18 protein-coding genes are annotated in these 19,965 nt (G+C 56.7%); 10 read left to right on the top strand and 8 right to left on the bottom strand.

Translation table 11 applies throughout. The features are described 5' to 3' along the window. Positions 1-8: 8 nt before the first annotated feature. Positions 9-2,822: a PAS domain S-box protein gene (locus N7578_RS02775; RefSeq protein ID WP_311108781.1), complete on the bottom strand. Its 2,814-nt coding sequence runs from the start codon at positions 2,820-2,822 to the stop codon at positions 9-11. A gap of 208 nt (positions 2,823-3,030) precedes the next feature. On the opposite strand from N7578_RS02775, the gene N7578_RS02780 reads away from it, so the two are divergent. From N7578_RS02780 to N7578_RS02800, 5 genes are all read left to right on the top strand, one after another. Next, complete coding sequence (locus tag N7578_RS02780; RefSeq protein WP_311108782.1) at positions 3,031-3,522, top strand: hypothetical protein; 492 nt, start codon at positions 3,031-3,033, stop codon at positions 3,520-3,522. After that, positions 3,519-4,220, top strand: a complete 702-nt coding sequence (locus tag N7578_RS02785) for a response regulator transcription factor (RefSeq protein WP_311108783.1) — start codon at positions 3,519-3,521, stop codon at positions 4,218-4,220. Before N7578_RS02780 ends, N7578_RS02785 begins: the two co-directional genes overlap by 4 nt. A 39-nt stretch (positions 4,221-4,259) precedes the next feature. Next, the gene (locus N7578_RS02790) at positions 4,260-5,582 is read left to right on the top strand and encodes an EAL domain-containing protein (protein ID WP_311108784.1); all 1,323 of its coding nucleotides are present in this window, start codon (positions 4,260-4,262) and stop codon (positions 5,580-5,582) included. Between the two features lie 486 nt (positions 5,583-6,068). Then, complete coding sequence (locus N7578_RS02795) at positions 6,069-6,560, top strand: cytochrome b (RefSeq protein ID WP_311108785.1); 492 nt, start codon at positions 6,069-6,071, stop codon at positions 6,558-6,560. Between the two features lie 60 nt (positions 6,561-6,620). After that, the gene (locus N7578_RS02800; protein ID WP_311108786.1) at positions 6,621-7,406 is read left to right on the top strand and encodes a RibD family protein; all 786 of its coding nucleotides are present in this window, start codon (positions 6,621-6,623) and stop codon (positions 7,404-7,406) included. Here N7578_RS02800 and N7578_RS02805 read toward each other — a convergent pair. The 4 genes from N7578_RS02805 to N7578_RS02820 are packed head-to-tail and all read right to left on the bottom strand — an operon-like array spanning position 7,335 to position 10,282. Continuing rightward, entirely contained in the window at positions 7,335-8,132 is a 798-nt protein-coding gene (locus N7578_RS02805; RefSeq protein WP_311108787.1) for a class I SAM-dependent methyltransferase, read from the bottom strand. The genes N7578_RS02800 and N7578_RS02805 overlap by 72 nt on opposite strands. Further along, positions 8,129-9,175 (bottom strand): glycosyltransferase family 4 protein, encoded by a 1,047-nt coding sequence (locus N7578_RS02810; RefSeq protein ID WP_311108788.1) that lies wholly within the window; start codon positions 9,173-9,175, stop codon positions 8,129-8,131. The genes N7578_RS02805 and N7578_RS02810 overlap by 4 nt, the downstream gene beginning before the upstream one ends. Beyond that, positions 9,172-9,570, bottom strand: coding sequence for a 6-carboxytetrahydropterin synthase (locus N7578_RS02815; protein ID WP_311108789.1), 399 nt, complete (start codon positions 9,568-9,570; stop codon positions 9,172-9,174). Before N7578_RS02815 ends, N7578_RS02810 begins: the two co-directional genes overlap by 4 nt. A 13-nt stretch (positions 9,571-9,583) precedes the next feature. Further along, positions 9,584-10,282 carry a zinc-binding alcohol dehydrogenase gene (locus tag N7578_RS02820; RefSeq protein WP_311108790.1) on the bottom strand — a complete coding sequence of 233 codons (699 nt, stop codon included), beginning with the start codon at positions 10,280-10,282 and terminating at the stop codon, positions 9,584-9,586. A 456-nt stretch (positions 10,283-10,738) separates the two neighbouring features. Between N7578_RS02820 and ribA the strand changes: the two genes are divergently transcribed. Together ribA and N7578_RS02830 are read left to right on the top strand one after the other, a co-directional pair. Next, positions 10,739-11,845, top strand: a complete 1,107-nt coding sequence (gene ribA / locus N7578_RS02825) for a GTP cyclohydrolase II RibA (RefSeq protein ID WP_311108791.1) — start codon at positions 10,739-10,741, stop codon at positions 11,843-11,845. Positions 11,846-11,867: 22 nt separating this feature from the next. Further along, on the top strand, positions 11,868-12,632 hold the full coding sequence (locus N7578_RS02830; protein ID WP_311108792.1) for a CDP-alcohol phosphatidyltransferase family protein: 765 nt from the start codon (positions 11,868-11,870) through the stop codon (positions 12,630-12,632). Positions 12,633-12,924: 292 nt separating this feature from the next. Here N7578_RS02830 and N7578_RS02835 read toward each other — a convergent pair whose 3' ends face one another. Further along, entirely contained in the window at positions 12,925-13,878 is a 954-nt protein-coding gene (locus tag N7578_RS02835) for a lysylphosphatidylglycerol synthase transmembrane domain-containing protein (RefSeq protein WP_311108793.1), read from the bottom strand. A gap of 83 nt (positions 13,879-13,961) precedes the next feature. Here N7578_RS02835 and N7578_RS02840 point away from each other — a divergent pair, with 83 nt between their 5' ends. Further along, positions 13,962-15,533, top strand: a complete 1,572-nt coding sequence (locus tag N7578_RS02840) for a sulfatase (RefSeq protein WP_311110034.1) — start codon at positions 13,962-13,964, stop codon at positions 15,531-15,533. Between the two features lie 157 nt (positions 15,534-15,690). On the opposite strand, the gene phrB is transcribed toward N7578_RS02840, so the two are convergent. Beyond that, entirely contained in the window at positions 15,691-17,214 is a 1,524-nt protein-coding gene (gene phrB / locus N7578_RS02845) for a (6-4)DNA photolyase (protein WP_311108794.1), read from the bottom strand. 504 nt (positions 17,215-17,718) lie between these two features. Here phrB and N7578_RS02850 point away from each other — a divergent pair. Then, positions 17,719-18,192, top strand: a complete 474-nt coding sequence (locus tag N7578_RS02850; RefSeq protein WP_311108795.1) for an Hsp20 family protein — start codon at positions 17,719-17,721, stop codon at positions 18,190-18,192. A gap of 75 nt (positions 18,193-18,267) precedes the next feature. Beyond that, the gene (locus N7578_RS02855) at positions 18,268-18,567 is read left to right on the top strand and encodes a DUF982 domain-containing protein (protein ID WP_311108796.1); all 300 of its coding nucleotides are present in this window, start codon (positions 18,268-18,270) and stop codon (positions 18,565-18,567) included. Between the two features lie 348 nt (positions 18,568-18,915). Here the strand turns inward: N7578_RS02855 and N7578_RS02860 are convergent, their stop codons facing one another. Beyond that, the gene (locus N7578_RS02860) at positions 18,916-19,962 is read right to left on the bottom strand and encodes a 3-carboxy-cis,cis-muconate cycloisomerase (RefSeq protein ID WP_311108797.1); all 1,047 of its coding nucleotides are present in this window, start codon (positions 19,960-19,962) and stop codon (positions 18,916-18,918) included. Positions 19,963-19,965 lie beyond the last annotated feature (3 nt).

A 19,965-nucleotide genomic window follows, 5' to 3' on the forward strand; every position in this document is an offset into this window, starting at 1 on the left:
GGCGCGCCTCAATCGCTGCGCGAAACGTCGATGGCCTCCCTCAATGCATCCGCGAGCTGTCGTCGCGTATAGGGTTTTGCGAGTGGACGGAACCGCGAGGCCGCAGCGATGTGTTCTATATCGGCGTAGCCGGTCGCCAGAACAACCGGAACCGTCGGAAAGTGCGTATTAATCTCGCTCGCCAGGGCGCGGCCGTCGAGCGGGCCGGGCATGACCACATCGGAGAAGACCAGATCGAACGGGCCGTCTGTGTTCAGTACTCGCAACGCTTCCGTGGCATCACCCGCGCAGAGAACGGTATAGCCCAGCGCAACCAGTGTGTCGGCGGCGAAATCGCGGACCATCGCATCGTCCTCAACGACGAGAATGCGTTCATTGCCTCCCTCCAGCAGCCTGCTTCCCAAGGACTCGGCAGAAATGTCCGTGGCGCCCAACCTGGGAAATGAAAGCGAAATGGTGGTTCCCTTGCCCGGCTCCGATTCAATGTCGATCCGGCCTCCAGATTGTCGCACGAAGCCGTAGACCGTGCTGAGGCCCAGGCCGCTTCCCTTGCCAAAGGGCTTTGTCGTGAAGAATGGCTCGAAGGCCTTTGCACGCGTCTCGGCGTCCATACCGAAGCCGTCGTCGGAAATTTGGATTACGGCATCGTCGCCGTTTCGAATGGTCGAGATTTCTACCCTGCCACCGTCGGGCATTGCGTCGCGCGCATTGATGCAAAGGTTTATGATGGCGGCTTCCAGTTGCGCTGCATCCGCTCTCACCTGACCTGCTTCCGGATCAAGTGCGAATTGCAGGGTGATGGTTTCGCCAAGTGCAGTGGAAAGCAACCCTTCCATGGCGCTTATCGAGCCGTTGATATTCAGTGCCGTTGGTTCGAGCGGTTGTCGGCCCGCAAAGGTGAGAAGCTGGCGCGTAAGGGCTGCGCCTTGCCGGGAGGCCTTGTGGTTTAACTGCGCAATCGCGGAAAGCCGCGGATCGGAGATTTCCTCCGCCAGGGTCTCTGCCGTTCCGATGATGACCGTCAGGAGGTTGTTGAAGTCATGGGCCACACCTCCGGTCAACTGGCCGATGGCTTCCAGACGCTGCGCCTGCAACCGTTTGGCCTCATTCAGTCGCGTCTCGGTGATATCGCGGACGCCACCGACCATTCTGGTTGCCTGGCCTGCGGCGTTTCGTATGATGTAACCCTGATCGAGAACCTCTGCATAGGTTCCCGTTCCCCGGCGGAAGCGGTATTCTTCCAGCCATGTGTCGGCGTTTCCTTCGATGGCGGCAAGCACGCTCGACGTGACGCGCGCGCGGTCGTCCGCGTGAATCTTGGCTTCCCACTCCCGAAAGCCGCCCTCGACCGGCACGTCGTCATGTCCGAAGACGGATTTGATGTTGCTGTTCCATTGCACACGCCCGGTCGCGATGTCCCAGTCCCATATTGCATCCGTCGTCATCATCGCGACGATCGAGAAACGCTCTTCGCTTTCTGCCAGTCTTTCTGCTGCCTTCTTCTTCTCCGTTATGTCGCGCCCGGTCGCGACGAAATGGGTGGCTCGTCCATCGGGGCCGGCAATCGGTGCGATGCTCATGTCCACCCAATAGTCGCGGCCATCCTTGGCATAGTTCAGAATTTCGGCTCGAATTGCCCTCGGCGCACTGATCGCACGATTTATTTTTTCAACGGTCGCGACCTCCGTCCGCTCTCCCTGCAGAAAGCCGGGAGAGCGGCCGAGTGCGTCCTGCGGCGAATAGCCCGTAATCCGGATGAAGGCTTCGTTGACGTAGACGATTGATTGGCGCCCCTCCGGTTGCGTTGCGGACTTCGTAATGATCACGAAGTCCTCGATTCTCGAGATCGCCATTTCCAGAAGGTGCAAATGTTGATCGGCCGCATGCCGCTTTGTCACATCACGGAAATAGACGGTCAGCCCACTGGGGCCTGGATAGGCGGTGACCGAGAACCATGCGTCCAGCGACTCGTAAAACACTTCGAAGTCCGCAGTTCTGTTCTCGCTGACGGCACGCTCGTATTGTTGCCGGATAATGCCCAGCGAGGCTTCGGGAAACTCCTCCCAGATCATATGACCCAGAAGCGTCGAACGCGGTCGCTGCAGCAGACGTTCGGCCTGACGGTTGAGATATGCGAAGCGCCAGTCGGTATCGAGCTGGAAAAAGGCATCGCTGATATTTTCCATGGATTCGGCGAAACGCCGCTCGAGCTCCCTTGCCGTATCTTCCAGCCGCTTACGCTCATCGATGTCCTGGAGTGCGCCCTGGATTCGGACGATGCTGCCGATTTCATCACGGATTGCGACCCCTATGGCGCGAACCCATTTCCGCCGGCCCGCGCCATCGATGATCTCCACCTCGATATCGTAGGGCAGGCCGGTCGCGATGCATGTTTCGAAGTGCTGGATGATCGTGTCGCGCCATTCCTGCGCGAAATAGCCGATGCCCTCTTCGAACGTGACAGTCTTGCCTTTTGGCTTCTCATGGATCGCCCAGGTTTCATCCGACCATTCGATGCGCCGGTCGGACAGATGCACCACCCATCCGCCCAGCTTTGCGATCTTGCCAGCGATTTCGAGAAGAGCCTCGTTCCCGTAGACATCGTGCTGCCTGGACCAAGCCTCGTCGTGACGAAGCCGCCAGGCAATGAAGAGAGCGGCTCCGATGAACCAGAGCCAGCCAGGCATCGCCGGCAATGTCAGAACGAGAGCCGAGATTCCCCCTGCAAGCAATCCGACGGAAAACCGATCCGCTGCACATTGCCTGAGTGCAGTCACAAGAATGCGCAAGACTTTGCCAGCGATTGTGTGTCCCGGTCGCATGGTCTGCCTCGTCCTCAATCGTTATGGATTTCAACCTTTCGATAATCTCCAAAGCCGATGCAATCCATGGGGGATTTCAGCATTTTAACCTTTTTTAAATTTGGCGCCGCAGTCGCTTAAGGGCGGGCCGGTCTAATCGGTGCAACCAACTGCCTTGTTTCCATCTCCCGAATACGGGGCGGATCCCTGCAAGCATCGAGGTCATCCCGTGAAACACACCAAGAGAACGACTTATCTCAGCCGCGTCCAATCCGAATTTTTCAGCCGCAAATGGTATTGCCGCAGCGTCACGCTCTTTTGCAATCTTATGTTTACCGGACAGTGGATGCGCAAAGCGCAGATCGTTCGTTGTCTCGTCGTTGAAATCAGCGAGGGCGGAGCGACGGTGCGAATAGGAAAGTCGCAAGTTCCGGATCATCTATATCTGGTCATCGGCAGGTTTGACATCTTGGTCGGAAGTATCATCGTCCAGCGTGACCCTGGACACCTGCATATTTGTTTCCTTAAGGAGCTGAGGCCGGACGTCGTCAATCGCCTCGCTCGCATGACGTCACCCTTTGCCACCTTGGAAAGCCTCGGCCGCAGCACCATATCAGGGCTTGAAAACGTGCAGCCAACGCTGCCGCCGGAGCCCGCTGCGCCTCGAGGCGCTGACGAGAGGCGAATGGGCCAAGCTAACAAGCATCTGAAATCACCATGAACATAATGATCATCGAAGATCAGCGAGATGTCGTTGAAATGTTGCGGCTGAACTGGTCGGATTCCCGGGACCGGCTCGATTATCTTGCGACCGCAAAGCAGGCCAATCGACTTATTCACTCCAACGAACTTGCGTCCTATGACTGCATCCTCATCGATATCAACCTTACTGACGGGTGCGGCCTGGAGTTGCTTCGCAATGTGCGCGCTCGTTCCGACGTTCCGATCATCATGATCTCGGGAGCTGGCAACGCCGATAGCCGGGCGGATGCCATCAGTGTCGGCGCAGACGATTATGTGATGAAGCCATTCAGCGTCAAGGAATTGCGCGCGCGCGTCCATCGACTTCACGAGGCACGTTTGGGCCGCAATGTTCCGCGGCAAAACTCTGCCTTCAAGATCGGCAATGTTGATTGTGACATCGCGCGACTTTCCCTGGATTTCGATGGCGCCAGCCAGCCGCTGACGGCCCTCGAAGGACGGATATTGCAGGTGCTTCACGCTGGCGCCGGAGAGGACTGTCCGAAGTCGTGTATTGCACGCCAGGCGCTCTTTCGCGAATACGACCCTCGCGACAAGACGATCGACGTCTACATCAACCGGCTGCGCGGCAAGATCGGAGAATTGGATGTCGCGAGTTGCGATGCCATCAAGACGATCCGAGGCGTGGGCTATCGCCTGACAGATGTGCAACAATAGCAAGAGTAAAATGCCATGCTCCAGTGTGTCGATCGTCATATGATTCCAGCTGATGCGGTCGAACCTTATGAGTTCCCCCCGGAAGAAGCAGCTCGTCTCAAACGTCTAAGGGAGTTGTCCGTCGTTTCATCCGGTCCGGATCCCGTGCTCGATGCCTTGGTCGACGCCGCCTGTCTCGCGGCCGATACGCCAATCGGCCTCATTACCTTGCTCGACAGCCAACAACAGTGGTTCAAGTCAAAGCGGGGAATCACAGGGATCGGGTCCCGCAGGACGGACGCTTTCTGCGATTACACGATACGATCATCGCGTCCCTTCGTCGTGCCGGATGCCGCTCGAGATGTTCGCTTCGCAAATAACCCTTTCGTCAACGGGAGCGATGCGATCCGTTTCTATGCCGGGGTGCCGCTGGAAATCGAGCCAGGCATTCGGCTAGGCTCGCTCTGTGTTCTCGACCGAGTGCCAAGGCGCCTTGGAGTTGACGTGCGCGGCTTGTTGGATCGGCTGGCGCGTTGTGCCGTGGAGCGTTTGCTACAATCCGAGGACCGGTATCTCTTGTCTCGGATCGATCCTCGCAGGCTCGATCGCGCTATAGCCGACAAGGCCGCGTTGACGCTTGCGGAAGAGGCCTTGGCGCAGGATCGGTTCGTCCTTCATTACCAGCCGAAAATAACCCTCGATACGGGACAGCGTGTCGGCTTCGAAGCACTGCTAAGGCTCAGGAAAGCCGATGGCTCAGTGCTCGGTCCGGCGGCCTTCGCAACGGCTCTTGACGAGCCGACACTCTCCCGGCGCATCGGTAGCCATGTGCTGCGCAGCGCCGTGGCCCAGGCGAGGGCCTGGGCTGACGCGGGCGTCGATTTCGGACACATCGCCATCAACGTCTCGTCTTCGCAGTTCATCTCTTTTCCCGATCACCCCGGCCTCGTTGATGAGGTTCTGGATGCCGTCCAGGGGGCCGGACTGTTGCCACGTCATATCCAGATCGAAGTCACGGAAGGGGTCATGCTGTCGCAGCAGGCGGGCAATATCGGAGCGCAGCTCGAGGCTCTACGGGCGGCGGGCTTCATCGTTGCCTTCGACGATTTCGGCACCGGCTTTGCGTCACTCGTGCACCTGAAGGAGCTTGCCTACGATCAGATCAAGATAGACGGTACTTTCGTGCGGGCGATGACCCGCTCCAGCGCCGATCATGCCATAGTCAAGGCGATTGTCGACATGGCGAGGGCAATGGGGAAGCACGTCGTCGCCGAAGGCGTGGAAACCGCGGGGCAACACCATGCCCTGCAAGAACTCGGCTGTTCCTACTGTCAGGGCTACTTGTTCGGCCGGCCAGCGGGTGCATCCGAATGGCAGTTGTGACCTACATGAAGACAGGTCACTACGAAGTGCAAGTAGCTAAGTGGCCAAGGAAATTTCTTGCAGTGCAGCCGCGTAAAACGGGGCTGGGGTTTCACGTCCATTCCAGAGCATTGAAATGAAACTCATAAACCACTGCGCGACGGACAGTGGCATGATCCCCTCGTTCCCCTCGACAATCGCCGTCCGAAGACGTGCCGACTGGTTTCCGTCATTCGATGCCAGCGCTGGCCGCCAGATGACCGGGCACGGACTTTTGTAAAGGTTCGCTTGCTCTTTGCTGCGCTGGTAACAATCATCAAATACCGCAGGGTGAAAGCGCATGGTGGCTATCGCGTGACTGTGAATGGCGTAACATGCGATCTCAGATGCATAATTCGGGCAGTGAACCATCGAGTGGTTCGGAGGCTTGTGGAATGTCCAGTGATCTGCATCCGGAGGGAAAAGTTGATTAACGATCCGACACGGGATGTACCGCGGTACAGCCGAATGACAAGGATCCTGCACTGGATCGTGGCGCTGCTTGTTTTCCTGACCTGGCCATTGGGCCTGATGATTGGCTTCGTGAAGGATGAGGTGAAGCTGGACTTCTATCTCGTGCACGAAAGCCTTGGATTTCTGGTGTTTTGGTTCATGCTGTTGAGGATTGGAGCCAGGTTGTCTCAGTCAGCGCCTCCAATAGTGGGGACAGCGTTGGAACGCGTGGCCGCGCATACGGTGCACGGATTGATCTACATTTTTTTGATCATCATGCCCGTCTCCGGCTTTTTGGCCACAAACGCACATGGGTTTCCTTTGCAATGGTTCGGGGTAATGCCGATCTGGAGTCCAATGGGCAAATCGCCGGAGATCGCTCCGACCTTATCTGCGATCCACGAGTGGAGCGCATGGATCGTTTTGGCGCTGTTCGCGTTACATATACTGGCAGTGATCTTCCATCATCTGATCCGCCGAGACTCCACGCTTTACCGAATTCTTTAGACAGGGACATCGATGCGCAATCTCAATGTAACTGACAGGCTTTGGACGCGGCTCCTTTCCATGCGCGAGGGAAAAGATGCGCTTCGCAGAAGAGAGGCCGATCCGGCTTTGTCGCTCTACGGCCCTATCGCCTCGGCAAGAGACCGTTTTGTCCTTGCGCAGGTCGGTCAGTCCCTTGATGGACGTGTCGCAACTCCAAGCGGTGATGCTCGGGACATTTCCGGACCCGACGGACTTGTACACCTGCACCGTTGCCGTGCCCTTGTCGATGCGGTGATCGTTGGTGTTGGAACCGTACGGAATGACAATCCACGACTTTCAGTGCGGAAAGTTAAGGGCCCCAATCCTACAAGGGTCGTTATCGACTGTCGAAGCGAATTGACCGGAAAGGAAGGCCTGTTTCATGATGGCGGAGCGCCGGTTATCCTCATTCAGGGCGACGATGCGCGGAACTCAGACTATCCCGCCGATGTCATAAGGCTGACACGCGGTCCGCGTGGCCTGGATCCACATGATGTCCTCGACTGTCTCGCCGAGCGCGGATTGAAGCGTGTACTCGTGGAGGGGGGCGCAAAAACAATTGCCCGTTTCATCGACGCCAATCTTGTCGATCATCTTCACGTTGCCATAGCGCCCTTAATCATAGGGTCCGGGCCATGCGGCATATCCTTGACGCCGATTGCGGAACTCTGCAACGCCCATCGGCCTGCGGCGGATATCTATGCGCTGGGAAGCGACGTGCTTTTTGACTGCCGCCTCAAGGCGGGTGCTTCTTCAATGACGGGGAAGAGCAAGGAAGTCCGTGTGCCCGACGATGCAGAGGCTGCCATTCACGCCAATTTTTGAAAGTCGAAATTCGAGCCACTCGTTGAACTCGGCGTCATCGACGTTGCCGATTTCGCCGATTGGTCGTACCAGCCCTGACAGAAATTCTTTCTGCAGTTCGGCTGATGAAGGGCCGAGGTACCAGCGGCTTTTGGCGGTATCGACCCGGAATTCGGATGCTTCGCATAGAGTGGAGAGATGAGCGGAGGCTTCCGGTCCGAGGGCTGGGCCAAACCCCTTGTCTGATCGCTGATGCCGGTTGAAATCTCCAGCCACCTGCGCATCCAGCCGGTGCTTAATCGACCATTCCATGACACCATCATAGTTGAGAGCAGCATATAGTCCGATCTGTCTGCGGGCCAGTCGCTCCACGAATCGGCCGCAAAAATCGGCTGAACACAGGTCGAACAGGGCCGAAGCTGTGACCATTGTGACCCCATCCATAAGCGTTTCATCGAGGCGGTTCAGGTCATGGCAATGGAACTCAATGTTTTCACTGGCACCGATCTGACGCTGCGCCTCCTCCAGCAGGGCGGCCTCATAATCGACAAGCCTCCAACTGGTTGTTGGAAGTATGGGGGAAAGCGTGCGATAAGTTGATCCTGTGCCGCACCCTATGTCCATAATGATATTCGGCTGTGGAAGCGCGTCCAGATACTGGCGTACTCTTTCAAGCATCGGCTGCGCTCTAGCCGCGCGGTCTGCAGGTTCCCGAAGTTTCAGCCATTCCTTGTCAAAGCCGCTCATGCCAACGCCTTCAATGTTTGCGATATGATTTGCGACGTGTCCGCCCATCCGGGCAGCAATTTTCCGGCGCGTGTGGCGGCTTCCGAGCGACGAACGCGCGCCTGGGGATCGCTCAACAATGACCTCAGTCCGGATGCCGTTGCGTCAACATCGTCCACAGGAACCAGGATACCGGCGTCGCTGGGAACAACGTCCGGCACCGCTCCTGCCTTGCAGGCAATGATCGGCAGGCCGTACGAAAGGGCTTCTGCAAAGACCATGCCGTAACCCTCGTAACGGCTAGCAAGTGCAAAGATATCAGCTTTTTCGTAAGCCGAGGCTAGATCATCGGACTCGCCGGCCAGGGTAACGCGATCGGAAAGCTTCAGTTTTTTGATTTGCTCTGCAAGTGCATCCGCGATGGCACAGTCCAAACGGGGATTTCCGATGATCGTGGTATGCCACGGAAGATCAAGGACCTTTGCAAGCGCAGCAATCAGAATGTCATGTCCTTTGCGCCTGGTAAGGGAGCCGACGGATAAAATTTTCGGGATGTCGTTATGCACCTTGCGCCATGGCGATGGCCTGGCCGTTCCTGGTATGGCTACGGTTATCTTGTGAGGCGGCACGCTGAAATTTTCCGTAAGTTCGGCAGCAGTCATGGTCGAGGTCACGATGATATGCCGTGTTGCGGTCAACGCTGCCCTTTCGCTTTGCCGCAGCAGTGCGTTCCGTTCCTCGTTCAGCCCGGTCTCGAGTGCCAGCGGATGGTGAACCAGAGCGACGATCCTCAGACGTTCGGCCTCGCGCATCGCCCAGGTATCCATGACACCGAAGGCGAGGCCGTCGATCAGCACGAGTTCACCGTCCTGAAGGGCGGAAAGCTGCCTCTCCGCGTCTCTCAAGGTCTGATCGGCGGGCGATGGAAAACCGTCTCCAAGCGGAAGGAGGTCGACATCCCAGTCGAGTTGTCTCAAGCCCTTGATGATTTCCCGGTCATAACCGTATCCCCCTGTCCTCAGTTCAAGGTTTCCTGGGTAAGCGAAGGTAAGGCTTGCTTTCAAAGGTCTGCCTCATACCATCCACGCGCCGCGTGAGATTCATGCAAAGTCACTTTGAGGCGCGAGATCCGGTGGCTGCCGGGGCCGAGATGCTTTGCTGCGATCGCCGCCGCAAGCGCATCAAAAATATATTTCGCGATGACCTCCGTCGTGCTGACCCTGCCTTTGAAAACATCGAGTTCATCCAGGTTCTGATAGTTCAGAGGTTTCAGCACCTGCGCGAGAACGGTGGTCGCCGCGCCTATATCGACTGCCAGACCGTCCTCGTCCACGTCCTTGGTGAAAAAGGCTGCGTCCACGACGAATGTTGCGCCGTGCATGCCCTGGGCCGGACCGAAGACCGGGCGGGGGAGGCTGTGGGCGATCATGATGTGATCTCGGACTTCGACTGCGAACATGGTTTCTCTTTCGTTAGTAGCGGATGCGATGGCAAAGCGTGTGCTGTGATGCGAGAATGCGGGGATAATCGTTTACGAGATCATCGAATCCCGTCTCGCCGGAAATCAAGTGATCGAGGTGATCGCTCTGCAAAAGCTCCAGAGCCTTCGTCAGCCTCCTCCCAAATGTCCAGCGCGCTCTACGAGATGTCGGAATGGAGCCGACCTGCGAGCTTATGAGGGAGAGCCGCCTGGAATGAAATGCGCCGCCGAGCGGAACCGAAACCGTTTTGTCGCCGTACCAGCTCGCCTCCACGATCCTTGCTTCCATTCCTGCGTGATCAATGGCTTCTGCGAGAGCTTCGCTGGATGCGGAGGCGTTGATGAGCACGTCAAACTCGCCGTCCAGATCGCCGGCCCGAACAAAGGGAATGTTCATGGCCTGTGCGTGCTCGCTTCGATCGTGATTGTTGTCCACAAGAATGGTTTCTGTTCCCGCAATGCGACCGGACAGGCTGGCAACGAGTGTTCCAATGACACCGCCACCGAAGACAGCAATGCGGTCGCCCGGAAGAATGAGGGCATCCCACACGATATTGAGGGCGGTTTCCATATTTGCGGCAAGCACGGCGCGCTCCGGCGGAAGACCTTCGGGAAGCGGATAAACCATGTCCTTACGGGCGATGAAAAAATCCTGATGAGGATGAAGGCAGAAAACGGTTTTACCGAGCAATTCGGCTGGCCCTCCGTCAACGATGCCAACACAGGAATATCCATATTTTACTGGGAACGGGAAATCACCTCCCATTAGAGGCCCGCGCATTCGCTCGAATTCGCCCGGTGGCACAGCGCCATTGAAAATCAGGGATTCGGTTCCGCGGCTTATGCCGCTGTAGAGGTTGCGGACCAGAACCTCATCGGCATTGATCGTGTTGAGGATTTCCTCCCTGATCCCACATCGCCCTTTGTGCTCTATCCAGAGTGCACGGGATGATCTCGAAGCAGTTATTGGTGTATTTCCATGAGCAGATGCCAAAAGAGTGATCCCGGTAAGTGCATATCGAATGGAGCGTATTGCCCAGACGCGCGTTTTGTTCCGTCGATAACACCAAATAATTTTTCGACCGCACTGAAACCTGCTCGTGATCTTCTTCGTAAAATACAAAAACGTCTAGGGAGAGTATGCAAGATGTCCTATGTCGCCGACACAAAGTTGCAGTTCAGTACACCGGAGGTAAAAGTCGAGCGCGCCGTTGCGGAGCTTCGGTATGGTCGTCCCATTCTTCTGTCTTCGAGTAAAAGGAAGATGGCAGCTCTTGCTCTGGATGCCGTCACGCCTTCTCTTTATGATCAATTCGCGGTTGCCACCGAGAATCGGCACTCGCTGCTCCTGACAGGGCCACGCGCCACTCGCCTTGGTATCGTCGGTCGGGGAGACATACTGGCGCCGCTTGCAGGTGTGAGCTTTGAGGACGCTTCGCGTTTGTCCTATGGTCTTGGCACCGAGCATCCTTCAAAGTGGTTTGAAGCAGATGACTTGGCGTCGCAGACGGCAGAACTGGCCCGGATTGCTCTTCTCCTTCCTGCCATGGTGCTTTCGGATGTCGCTGAGACGAGCACAGAATTTACGGGATGCTGTGAATTGTCTGCCACCGATCTGAAGGGGGCGGATATTGCCCGCCAGCGCTTTGAAAAGGTTGTCTGCACCCGTGTTCCCCTCAAGGATCTTGGCGATTCTGATTTCGTCGTTTTTCGTGGCGGGCTCGCACAGAAGGACCAGGTCGCGATTGTTGTCGGCAAGCCGGACGTATCGCGTACCGTTCCAATCCGCATTCATTCATCCTGCATTACCGGCGATCTCTGCGGCTCTCTTAAATGCGACTGTGGCGATCAGCTTCGCAACGGGCTCGCTCTGCTAAAGCAGGCAGGGGGCGGCGTTCTGCTTTATCTCGATCAGGAGGGGCGGGGCACAGGCATCGGTGCAAAAATGCGGGCATACGGATATCAGCATCTTGGTCTCGATACGATCGATGCTGATGCAGAACTTGGCCTTGCGGCAGATCACCGCCGTTATGAGGCAGCCGTTGCAATGCTTCGGCACATGAACATCGATAAAGTTGCAGTCTATACCAACAATCCCACAAAGATCAGCGCTCTGAGGGCAGGTGGCATAGAGGTTGATGCGCGTGCTCCGGTTACAGGAACGGTCACTGCCGAAAACCAGAATTATCTACGCACCAAAACCCTTCGCGCGGGGCATCTCATGGACCTCAAGGCGCTGGTTGCGGCAGAGTGAAGTTGGCTGCAGGGAGGATCGAATGGCACTTATCCGTGGCGATGCGCCAAGCAGATTGAAAGACCGAAAGCCACTCATTCGGAACACGCTGACGAACATGGCGTTCCTTATGCTGGGCACGATCATCGTCGCCATATTGGTGCGTCGGGAAATGTCCCTGGGCTGGGATTTCGTGGCAGCCGCAATCTTGTCGCTTTCCATTATCTTCGGCTTCGTGGTCTATCTCCTGCCGAGCTATCCCCATCGCGATTTCGGCTATGCAAACATGGTCACGGCGTTTCGGGCTTCGCTTGTCAGCCTGACGGCGGCGACAGTGCTTTGTTTCGATACCCTTCATCAGGCCGATACGGCGCTCTGGATACTGGCGGGAGTCGTTGTCTTTGCCCTGGCTCTCGATGGTATCGATGGTTATCTCGCCCGCAGATACGGATGTGAGTCTGAGCTTGGAGCGCGCTTTGACATGGAGGTGGATGCGTTTCTCGTCCTCATCCTGTCGGTGGCAGCCGCCATGCTCGACAAGGCCGGAGCCTGGGTGCTTGTAATCGGTCTTATGCGTTACGGCTTCGTGGCTGCGGGATGGTTCGTTCCGGCTTTGGGCGCCGAGTTGCCTTCATCGCTAAGGCGCAAGCTCATTTGTGTGGTTCAGGTTTCAACGCTGTGCCTGATCCTCGTTCCGGCTGTTAACGTCCCGGTATCGAGCTATCTTGCGGCTATTTCGCTCGCCATGCTGACAATCTCTTTCGCGATCGACATCGTTTTTCTCATGCGCAATCGGGTGACCGAATAACCAATGCTACCCTGTTATCGCCTATCGATCTCGCGCGTTCTCTCGTCGTTGGCCGTTTGTTTCAGAAATGATGCGATCAAACAGGCAATGGATCGTTGTGGATTTCGACGAAAGCTCTGTAACGGACGCATTTTCAGGGCTGACGTTGCCTGCAAATCCGGCCGCTTCCGCATACATCCAGAGCGTACCACTGGAAGACCGGAGATGATACGCTTAGGGAAGCGAAAGGATATGTCCCGGAAAGCGCCGCACGGCGATGATTATGTGCGAAACGGCCTCACGGATATCCGGGTCATGCCACGCTAGGCCGTTTTCTAAGAGCGGTAAGGACAAGGAAAATTATGCCGGGCGCTGCGCCGACGAGGGAGAGCCAGCCATATGTGATGCTTGCGGCGAGGCCATCGACCGAGGAAATACCCAGCGTCGGCCACAGGGCCATCGCTGCAGCTTCGCGTGTACCCCAGCCGCCAAATCCGGTCGGTATCAGCATCGCCAGCAAACAGAAGGGAATGATTGTCATACCCGCGATCCATGGCAGATTGGAGCCCGTTGCCTGTGCTGCTATAAAAAATGTCGCGACATACGAGAAGAGAATAGCGGCGCTCATCGATGCGTGGAGCAGCCATGCATTGTGCCGGACGAAGACGTTGAGGAGGTCCTCACGAAGGGCGCTCTCGGCTGCCTTCTGCCTTGTGATCCAGACGATGATGAGCGCCATGGCTGCAATCACCATGATCGCGAGGATGAAGTGATGTCGGGCATGTGTGCCAAGATCTGCGCTCGTGATGGAGGGCCAAATAGACAGGCCGATCATGGCCACAAGCATGAGGGCGATCTGGCCGGAAAGCCTTTCGAAAATGACGGCCTTGGCGGGCTGTTTCCATCCGCCAGGCTCGTTGCCGCGCATTCTCCAGGCTCTAAGGGCATCGCCGCCCATGCCGCCGGGCAGGGTCTGATTCAGCAGGCTGGCCACATAGTATTCGCGTATGGCTTTGAAAGGCGTGATATCCTGGCCAAGACGCCGGGAGGTGAAGCGCCACCGCAGCGCCGACAGCACGATTTGCACCTGCACCAGCGCAAGGCAGCATATGGTCGCGGTCCACGAGATGCGGGACAGCGCTTGCTCAAGCGCTGTCAGGTCCGTTCTAAGGATGATGGTGGAAAGGAACGCCAAGGTAATGACGGACACCAGTATTCGCAGTTTTTTCAAGCGTGGATGGCTCTGTGTCTTACCTGTTTTTCCCATAAATTCATCCCTGCGGTCGATGGGAGCGGATTGCATTGGTTGGAATAGGTCGGGCAGATTTCAGACATGTTAACTTGAAAGCCGTGGTCGGCGCAGGGCTTTTCTCCGTCATTGCCTTTTTCGCTTTCACGTTGCCTGATCATCCTGACGCGCTTGTACCAGGCACGTTTGCGCGCTTGCCACTGGAATGGCCGATTATCGCTGTTCTCGTGCTCATGACGCGCGGTTCGCTAAGGCGTCACATCATCTTTCTTTGCGGTTTTCTGGTCTTTCTGGTGCTGTTACTGAAAATGGCGGATATCGGCGTGCAGACGGCGTTCCAGCGGCAGTTCAATCCCTATCTTGATCTGAAAATGCTGGGCGATGGCTGGCACCTGATATCCGGCGCGATGGGAACGTTCTATGCCTCCGGCGCTCTGGTCGGCGGCATTATCCTCATCTTGCTGAGCCTGGCGATTTTTCTCAAGTCGCTTCAGCAGATGGCCGAAGCCCGTGGAATACTGCGTGGACTGCTACTCGGTGTTTTTACGGGCGTTATCGCGGTCGCTGGAAGCCTTATGTGGTTCGACAAGGCAACAGCAGACTTGCGAACACCCACCTATCTCGCCGGCAGACTCAGTCTCGTGATCAGTTCGGTTAGGGATATGCATGCATTCGAAAAAGAACTCAGAACTGGCCTTGGTCCCCGGGATGGAAAGGGTCTCTTCCAGGCCGTAAAAGGCAAGGATGTGATCCTTGTATTCGTGGAGTCCTATGGACGTTCCGCAGTTGAGGACCATCGATACTCTGAAGTCACCTTGCCCCGGCTCTCGACGATCCAGAGCCAGCTCCAAGCGACGGGTATGTATGCGGCGAGCGGCTGGGTCGTATCACCTACTGTCGGCGGCTTGAGCTGGCTGGCCCACGGCACATTGCTTTCCGGCATATGGGTCGACAGTCAGGCGCGCTACGATCGTCTTATGATCAGCCATCAGCCGAGCTTGAACCGGCTTTTTTCGCAGGCTGGGTGGCACACGGTCGCGGTAATGCCCGCCATCACCATGGCATGGCCTGAGGCGAGTTATTTCGGCTACAACCAGATCCTTGCAGCCTCTGGTCTCGAATATCGCGGAGAGCCGTTCAACTGGGTGACGATGCCGGATCAGTACACTTTATCCGCCTTTGATCGACTGGCGCTGAAACCTGCCCATGTCCGCGGACAAAACGTAATGGCTGAAATCGCCCTCATCTCAAGCCACGCTCCTTGGACGCCTGTACCCAAACTCGTCGACTGGAACGATATAGGGGATGGGTCGGTTTTCAACGTGCAGGCTACCAGCGGCGATTCTCCCTCCGTCGTTTGGTCCAATCCTGAGCGTGTGCGTGGCCAGTACATTCAAACCATCAACTATTCTCTGGCGACGTTGGGCGACTTCATGGCCCGTCAGGGGAAGGGCGCGATCTATATAATCCTAGGTGATCACCAGCCCGCGTCCATCATTACTGGACCGGGTGTCTCGAGAGCTGTCCCGGTGCATGTCGTCACAGAAGATGCACAGCTCCTTACACACTTTTATAAGCACGGTTTTGCTGAGGGAATGGTACCCGCTACCTCCGCGCAGGCGTTGCCGATGAACGAGCTGCGCGAGATTTTGATCGAAGCTTTCAGTAAATAGGGCCATTCCCGGCGAGATCGAAGGAAATTTTCTTGATGCCTCCACTTGACTTGCGGTGGTGTCGCTGCCGACGTGTTGTCGTGGGCAATCGAGAGATGAGCAAGGAAGACAATCGCACGCACGGCGTGAAAATTATCGGAAGCGGTCTAGTGGCATGCTAGCGGAGCTCGGCTAGAAATCTCGTGGCGTGTCGTTTGACGCTTTTACGGGTCTCGTCGTCCATTTTTCCCCAAGTCGCGTATGCTTGAGCTAACCGACGGTTTGTTTTCAGTTTCGCATGGTTTCGATCCAGAAAATCCCAGTATAGCGCGTTGAAGGGACAGGCCTTGTCGCCAACCCGCTGCTTCGGATCGTATCGGCATCCCGTGCAGTAATCAGACATCCGATTGATGTAGTTCCCGCTCGCTGCATAGGGCTTGGTTCCGAGAAAACCGCCATCGGCAAACTGGCTCATACCGACCACGTTTGGAAGTTCCACCCACTCATAAGCATCTGCATAGACTTCAAGATACCACTGATGCACGGCTCTGGGATCAATACCTGAAAGCAATGCGAAATTGCCTGTGATCATGAGGCGCTGGATATGATGGGCGTAGGCGTTATCAATCGTCTCCCTGATAACCGTTGCAAGACAGCGCATCTCCGTTTCACCCGACCAGTAGAATGCGGGCAGCGGGCGAATGTTCTCGAAGAAGTTGCTGTTGACGTATTCAGGTCCGGCCAGCCAATAGATTCCGCGCATGTATTCTCGCCAGCCGATAATCTGGCGGATGAAGCCTTCCACGGCATTGAGTGGTGCGTTGCCCTCCAGATAGGCGCGCTCTGCGGCGCGACAGACGGACAGCGCATCGAGAAGGCCGATATTGATATAGAACGACAGGAGGGAGTGGTTGAGGTTTGGGTCGTCCTGCAGCATTGCGTCCTGCGTCGCTCCGAAGTTTGGCAGAAAATCCGCCACAAACGCTGTTAAAACCTGCTCGGCGGCTGATCGCGTAACCGCAAAACCGAAATTATCGAGCTTGCCGAAATTATCCGGAAAAAGCCGGGCAACCGTCTCGATGACCTCCTGCGTCGCATCATCGGGCGGAAAAGTCATGTGCCTCGGCCGAAGCAGGTCCGGCTTTGCCGGTTGGCGGTTTTCAGCGTCAAAGTTCCATCGTCCGCCAATGGGCTCGTCCCCGTGCATCAGCAACCCTGTCTTGCGTCGCACGTCGCGATAGAAGTACTCCATCGTCAGCACCTTCCGACCATCGGCCCAGTTCTTGAATTCATCATGGGAGACGATGAAGCGGCGGTCAGGACGAACATCGACTGTGACCTCGAACAAGGATGCCCAACTTTCGATTTCTGCCTTCACGCGCCACTCGCCCGCCTCCGTGACGCAGATCGTTGACGGAGACAGTTCATCGACCACGCGTTTCATCTCGCCACTGAACGAGCCGCCGTTATCGCGATCATCGATCCTGGTATAACGGACGTGATATCCATCGGCTCGCAACTCCTCCGCAAAGTGACGCATAGCCGAGAAAATGAATGCGATCTTCTTCTTGTGATGCCGCACATAGGTCGCCTCGGCCATGACCTCGCAAATCAGAATGGTGTCGTGCTCTTTGTCGGCACCGTCGAGGGACGATATGTCTGATGTCAGTTGGTCACCGAGGATGAGGATAAGCTTGGGCATTTCGGCTCCTGCAGAAGGTGACTGTGTTGACGCCTGTGCATCTGTAATGGCTCTTTTCTTACTACGCCGAGCGAAGGCGGCGTGACGCGCCAAAGATTTAGGTGCGCCGCAACGGTCATGGCCTCTATTTCCAGCTTTTCATAATCCCGCCCATGACCGTTGTTTTTTCGCCAGTAGAACAGACCTCTCGGCGCTCTTCCGACCAGACAACGAAGAGCAATTTGACATCCATCTCCCGTTGAAACTCGGCCCGTGCGTACTGCAGCAAGCATCCGCGTTGATCGCGCAGTTCATATCGGCCTACCCGCATCGTGTTGTCAGTCGATCCGTCCATTGAGTGCATGACGAATCGAATTCGCTACATTTTTTTTCGTATCAGGTCTTGAATAAGAAAATCTGCCAAACCAAATCGTTTGCCGCCAGCCGCCAAAATCGGGGCTGGCCTTGCTGGGAGCGCCGCTTTCGGCGCTTCCGTACCCATGTTGCTTCAAGGAGGATATGGCTATGGCAACATCTTACGACTACGCACCTCTCTTCCGCTCGAGCGTCGGCTTCGACCGGGTCTTCAATCTTCTTGAGAACGCCCAGCGCGCCCGCTCGATCAGCGATTGGCCGCCCTATGATATCGTCAAGACCGGCGACGACAGTTACCGAATTTCGGTGGCCGTGGCAGGGTTCGAGCAAAACGATCTCGACATCACCTTCCAGTCCAATCTTCTGATCGTCTCCGGCAAGAAGCAGGAGGTTGCCAGTGACGGCTACCTGCATCGTGGCATCGCCGGGCGTCCGTTCGAGCATCGCTTCGAGCTTGCCGACCACGTGCGGGTCAACGGCGCAGATCTGAAGAACGGTCTGCTGTCGATCGATCTCGTGCGCGAGATCCCGGAAGCGCTGAAGCCGCGTAAGATTTCGATCCAGAGTACACCGACGTTGGCATCGTCCGTTCAAGCGCAGATTGAAGCGCAGAAGGCAGCTTGATCTCAAAGTCTGTTTGAAACAGGGCGCCGCCTTGGCGGCGCCTCTCCACATTCCAGGTTGATTAAGGAGAGAGCGATGAAACCCGATATGTTCACAAAACCCGTTACCATTCTTGTCGGTTTGGGATTCCCTGTCGACGTTCGCGGTGTCATGGACGCCTACAGATACCTTGTCGATTGGCCAACCTCACTGAGAGATAACGCGCATACAATCGCTGTTAAATCATGTCAGGCGGCGCTCCGTGGCGAAATCGAAGCGGACACGGCGCGTGGTCTGTTCATGGCATTCGCGGAAAAGCATGATCTCCTTTCGCCAGACACGACAGCGCTCCTGGCCTCTCGTTTGCGTAGCAACAGTGACCCCCATGTAGAGTGAGGTTGTTCCACGAGAGACGGCGCATGCAGCAGTTGGCCAACACGTCCGGTAACCATGGGGACGGTTTCTGATGCAAGGTATGCAGCTGCGACGACCGACCGATGTGGTCAGAACGCCGTCTCTGTTACTCTACGACGAACGGGCGATCTTGGCAGGCTGGTCGTCCGAGTTTCACGGCGCCTTATCAAACCGGCGGCGACTTAGGGCGCATTAACAGGAAGCGAGACCGGGGTCTATCGCATCATCTCGCAGGTTGGCCTCTGCTCAGACGAAAGCGGATGCGCCGTGACAGAAGATTTGAAATTCTGAGCATGAACCAGAGTCGAGAGACCCTCGCCGATCTCAGTTTCAGGCAGCCCCGATCTGTTTGATGTTGCCGAGCATCTCGCGTGCCAAGCGAAGTGAGACGGAGGCTGTCATGGTCATCTGCGGCAATATCAGCCATTCGAGTGTCCATGCGGCGCCAGATCGCTCCTGTTCGTGAACAAGCGCATGGTGCAGGCCGGAAATTTGAACGGCGTTGAACCTCGCGAGCGCCACCAGCGTTTCCGCCGCGACGGGATTCTGCTTGTGCGCCATCGCGGATGACTTCCCCCCACCTTGAAGGGCAATTTCGTTGCCAGCCTGCGCCATCAGCGCGATATCCTGCCCGATCTTGCCCAGAGCGCCGGTGATGATCGATAGCTGCTGGCCAATTTCGACAATCGGATCACGCTGACTTTGCCACTGGCACCAGTCTGCAAGTTCCAACTCAGCTGCAAGTGCCGCCCGCACGGCTGGCCCATGTTCTGCCAGTTTGTCGAGAGAGCCCGCCGCTCCACCGAACTGCACGGGGAACTCCAAGGCCGTCAGTGACGCTTTCAATCGATCGAGAGGGAGGCGCCAGCTATGGAGGCGATCCGAGACGGTGATTGGAATGGCTGCCTGCATGCGGGTATGCCCCATGAGGGCTCGGCGGCCGAAACTCTCGTCAAGTCCATGCAGCAAAGTCGATATCGCCTCGATCCGTGCTGCAAGGATAGACATGATGGTTTTCATCCGAAGCATCAGGCTCGTGTCAATCACATCCTGACTGGTCGAGCCAAAATGGACATGGCCGGCGGCGTCACCGCCTACGGCCTGCCGCAATTGCCTTACGAGTTCCGGCACGACAACGGCATCCATCGCCACGGCCGTTTTCAGCTTGCCGACATCAGGAATGAATGTGTCGCGGACTGAAGCAATGCTTGCGGCAGCCTCGGCAGGAATGATGCCAAGGCCCGCCTGAGCATGGGCCAGTGCAGCTTCGAAGGCGAGCATCGCCCTGATATCGGCCTCGGCCGAAAGATGGCTCTCTATTTCCTCATCACCGAGAAGTCCCGAAAGGAAGGGATGATCAAAGGGGGAGAGGGCCATCAT

Source organism: Agrobacterium tumefaciens, from assembly GCF_031801495.1.
GTDB classification, from domain to species: Bacteria; Pseudomonadota; Alphaproteobacteria; order Rhizobiales; family Rhizobiaceae; genus Agrobacterium; species Agrobacterium tumefaciens_K.

Excerpts from the sequence above, each read along its gene's own strand:
- N7578_RS02785 (WP_311108783.1), top strand. The coding sequence starts at position 3,519 with ATGAACATAATGATCATCGAAGATCAGCGAGATGTCGTTGAAATGTTG.
- phrB (WP_311108794.1), bottom strand. The coding sequence starts at position 17,214 with ATGCCCAAGCTTATCCTCATCCTCGGTGACCAACTGACATCAGACATA.
- N7578_RS02775 (WP_311108781.1), bottom strand. The coding sequence starts at position 2,822 with ATGCGACCGGGACACACAATCGCTGGCAAAGTCTTGCGCATTCTTGTG.
- N7578_RS02860 (WP_311108797.1), bottom strand. The coding sequence starts at position 19,962 with ATGGCCCTCTCCCCCTTTGATCATCCCTTCCTTTCGGGACTTCTCGGT.
- N7578_RS02800 (WP_311108786.1), top strand. The coding sequence starts at position 6,621 with ATGCGCGAGGGAAAAGATGCGCTTCGCAGAAGAGAGGCCGATCCGGCT.
- N7578_RS02790 (WP_311108784.1), top strand. The coding sequence starts at position 4,260 with ATGATTCCAGCTGATGCGGTCGAACCTTATGAGTTCCCCCCGGAAGAA.
- N7578_RS02815 (WP_311108789.1), bottom strand. The coding sequence starts at position 9,570 with ATGTTCGCAGTCGAAGTCCGAGATCACATCATGATCGCCCACAGCCTC.
- ribA (WP_311108791.1), top strand. The coding sequence starts at position 10,739 with ATGTCCTATGTCGCCGACACAAAGTTGCAGTTCAGTACACCGGAGGTA.
- N7578_RS02855 (WP_311108796.1), top strand. The coding sequence starts at position 18,268 with ATGAAACCCGATATGTTCACAAAACCCGTTACCATTCTTGTCGGTTTG.
- N7578_RS02795 (WP_311108785.1), top strand. The coding sequence starts at position 6,069 with ATGACAAGGATCCTGCACTGGATCGTGGCGCTGCTTGTTTTCCTGACC.
- N7578_RS02805 (WP_311108787.1), bottom strand. The coding sequence starts at position 8,132 with ATGAGCGGCTTTGACAAGGAATGGCTGAAACTTCGGGAACCTGCAGAC.
- N7578_RS02835 (WP_311108793.1), bottom strand. The coding sequence starts at position 13,878 with ATGGGAAAAACAGGTAAGACACAGAGCCATCCACGCTTGAAAAAACTG.
- N7578_RS02830 (WP_311108792.1), top strand. The coding sequence starts at position 11,868 with ATGGCACTTATCCGTGGCGATGCGCCAAGCAGATTGAAAGACCGAAAG.
- N7578_RS02850 (WP_311108795.1), top strand. The coding sequence starts at position 17,719 with ATGGCAACATCTTACGACTACGCACCTCTCTTCCGCTCGAGCGTCGGC.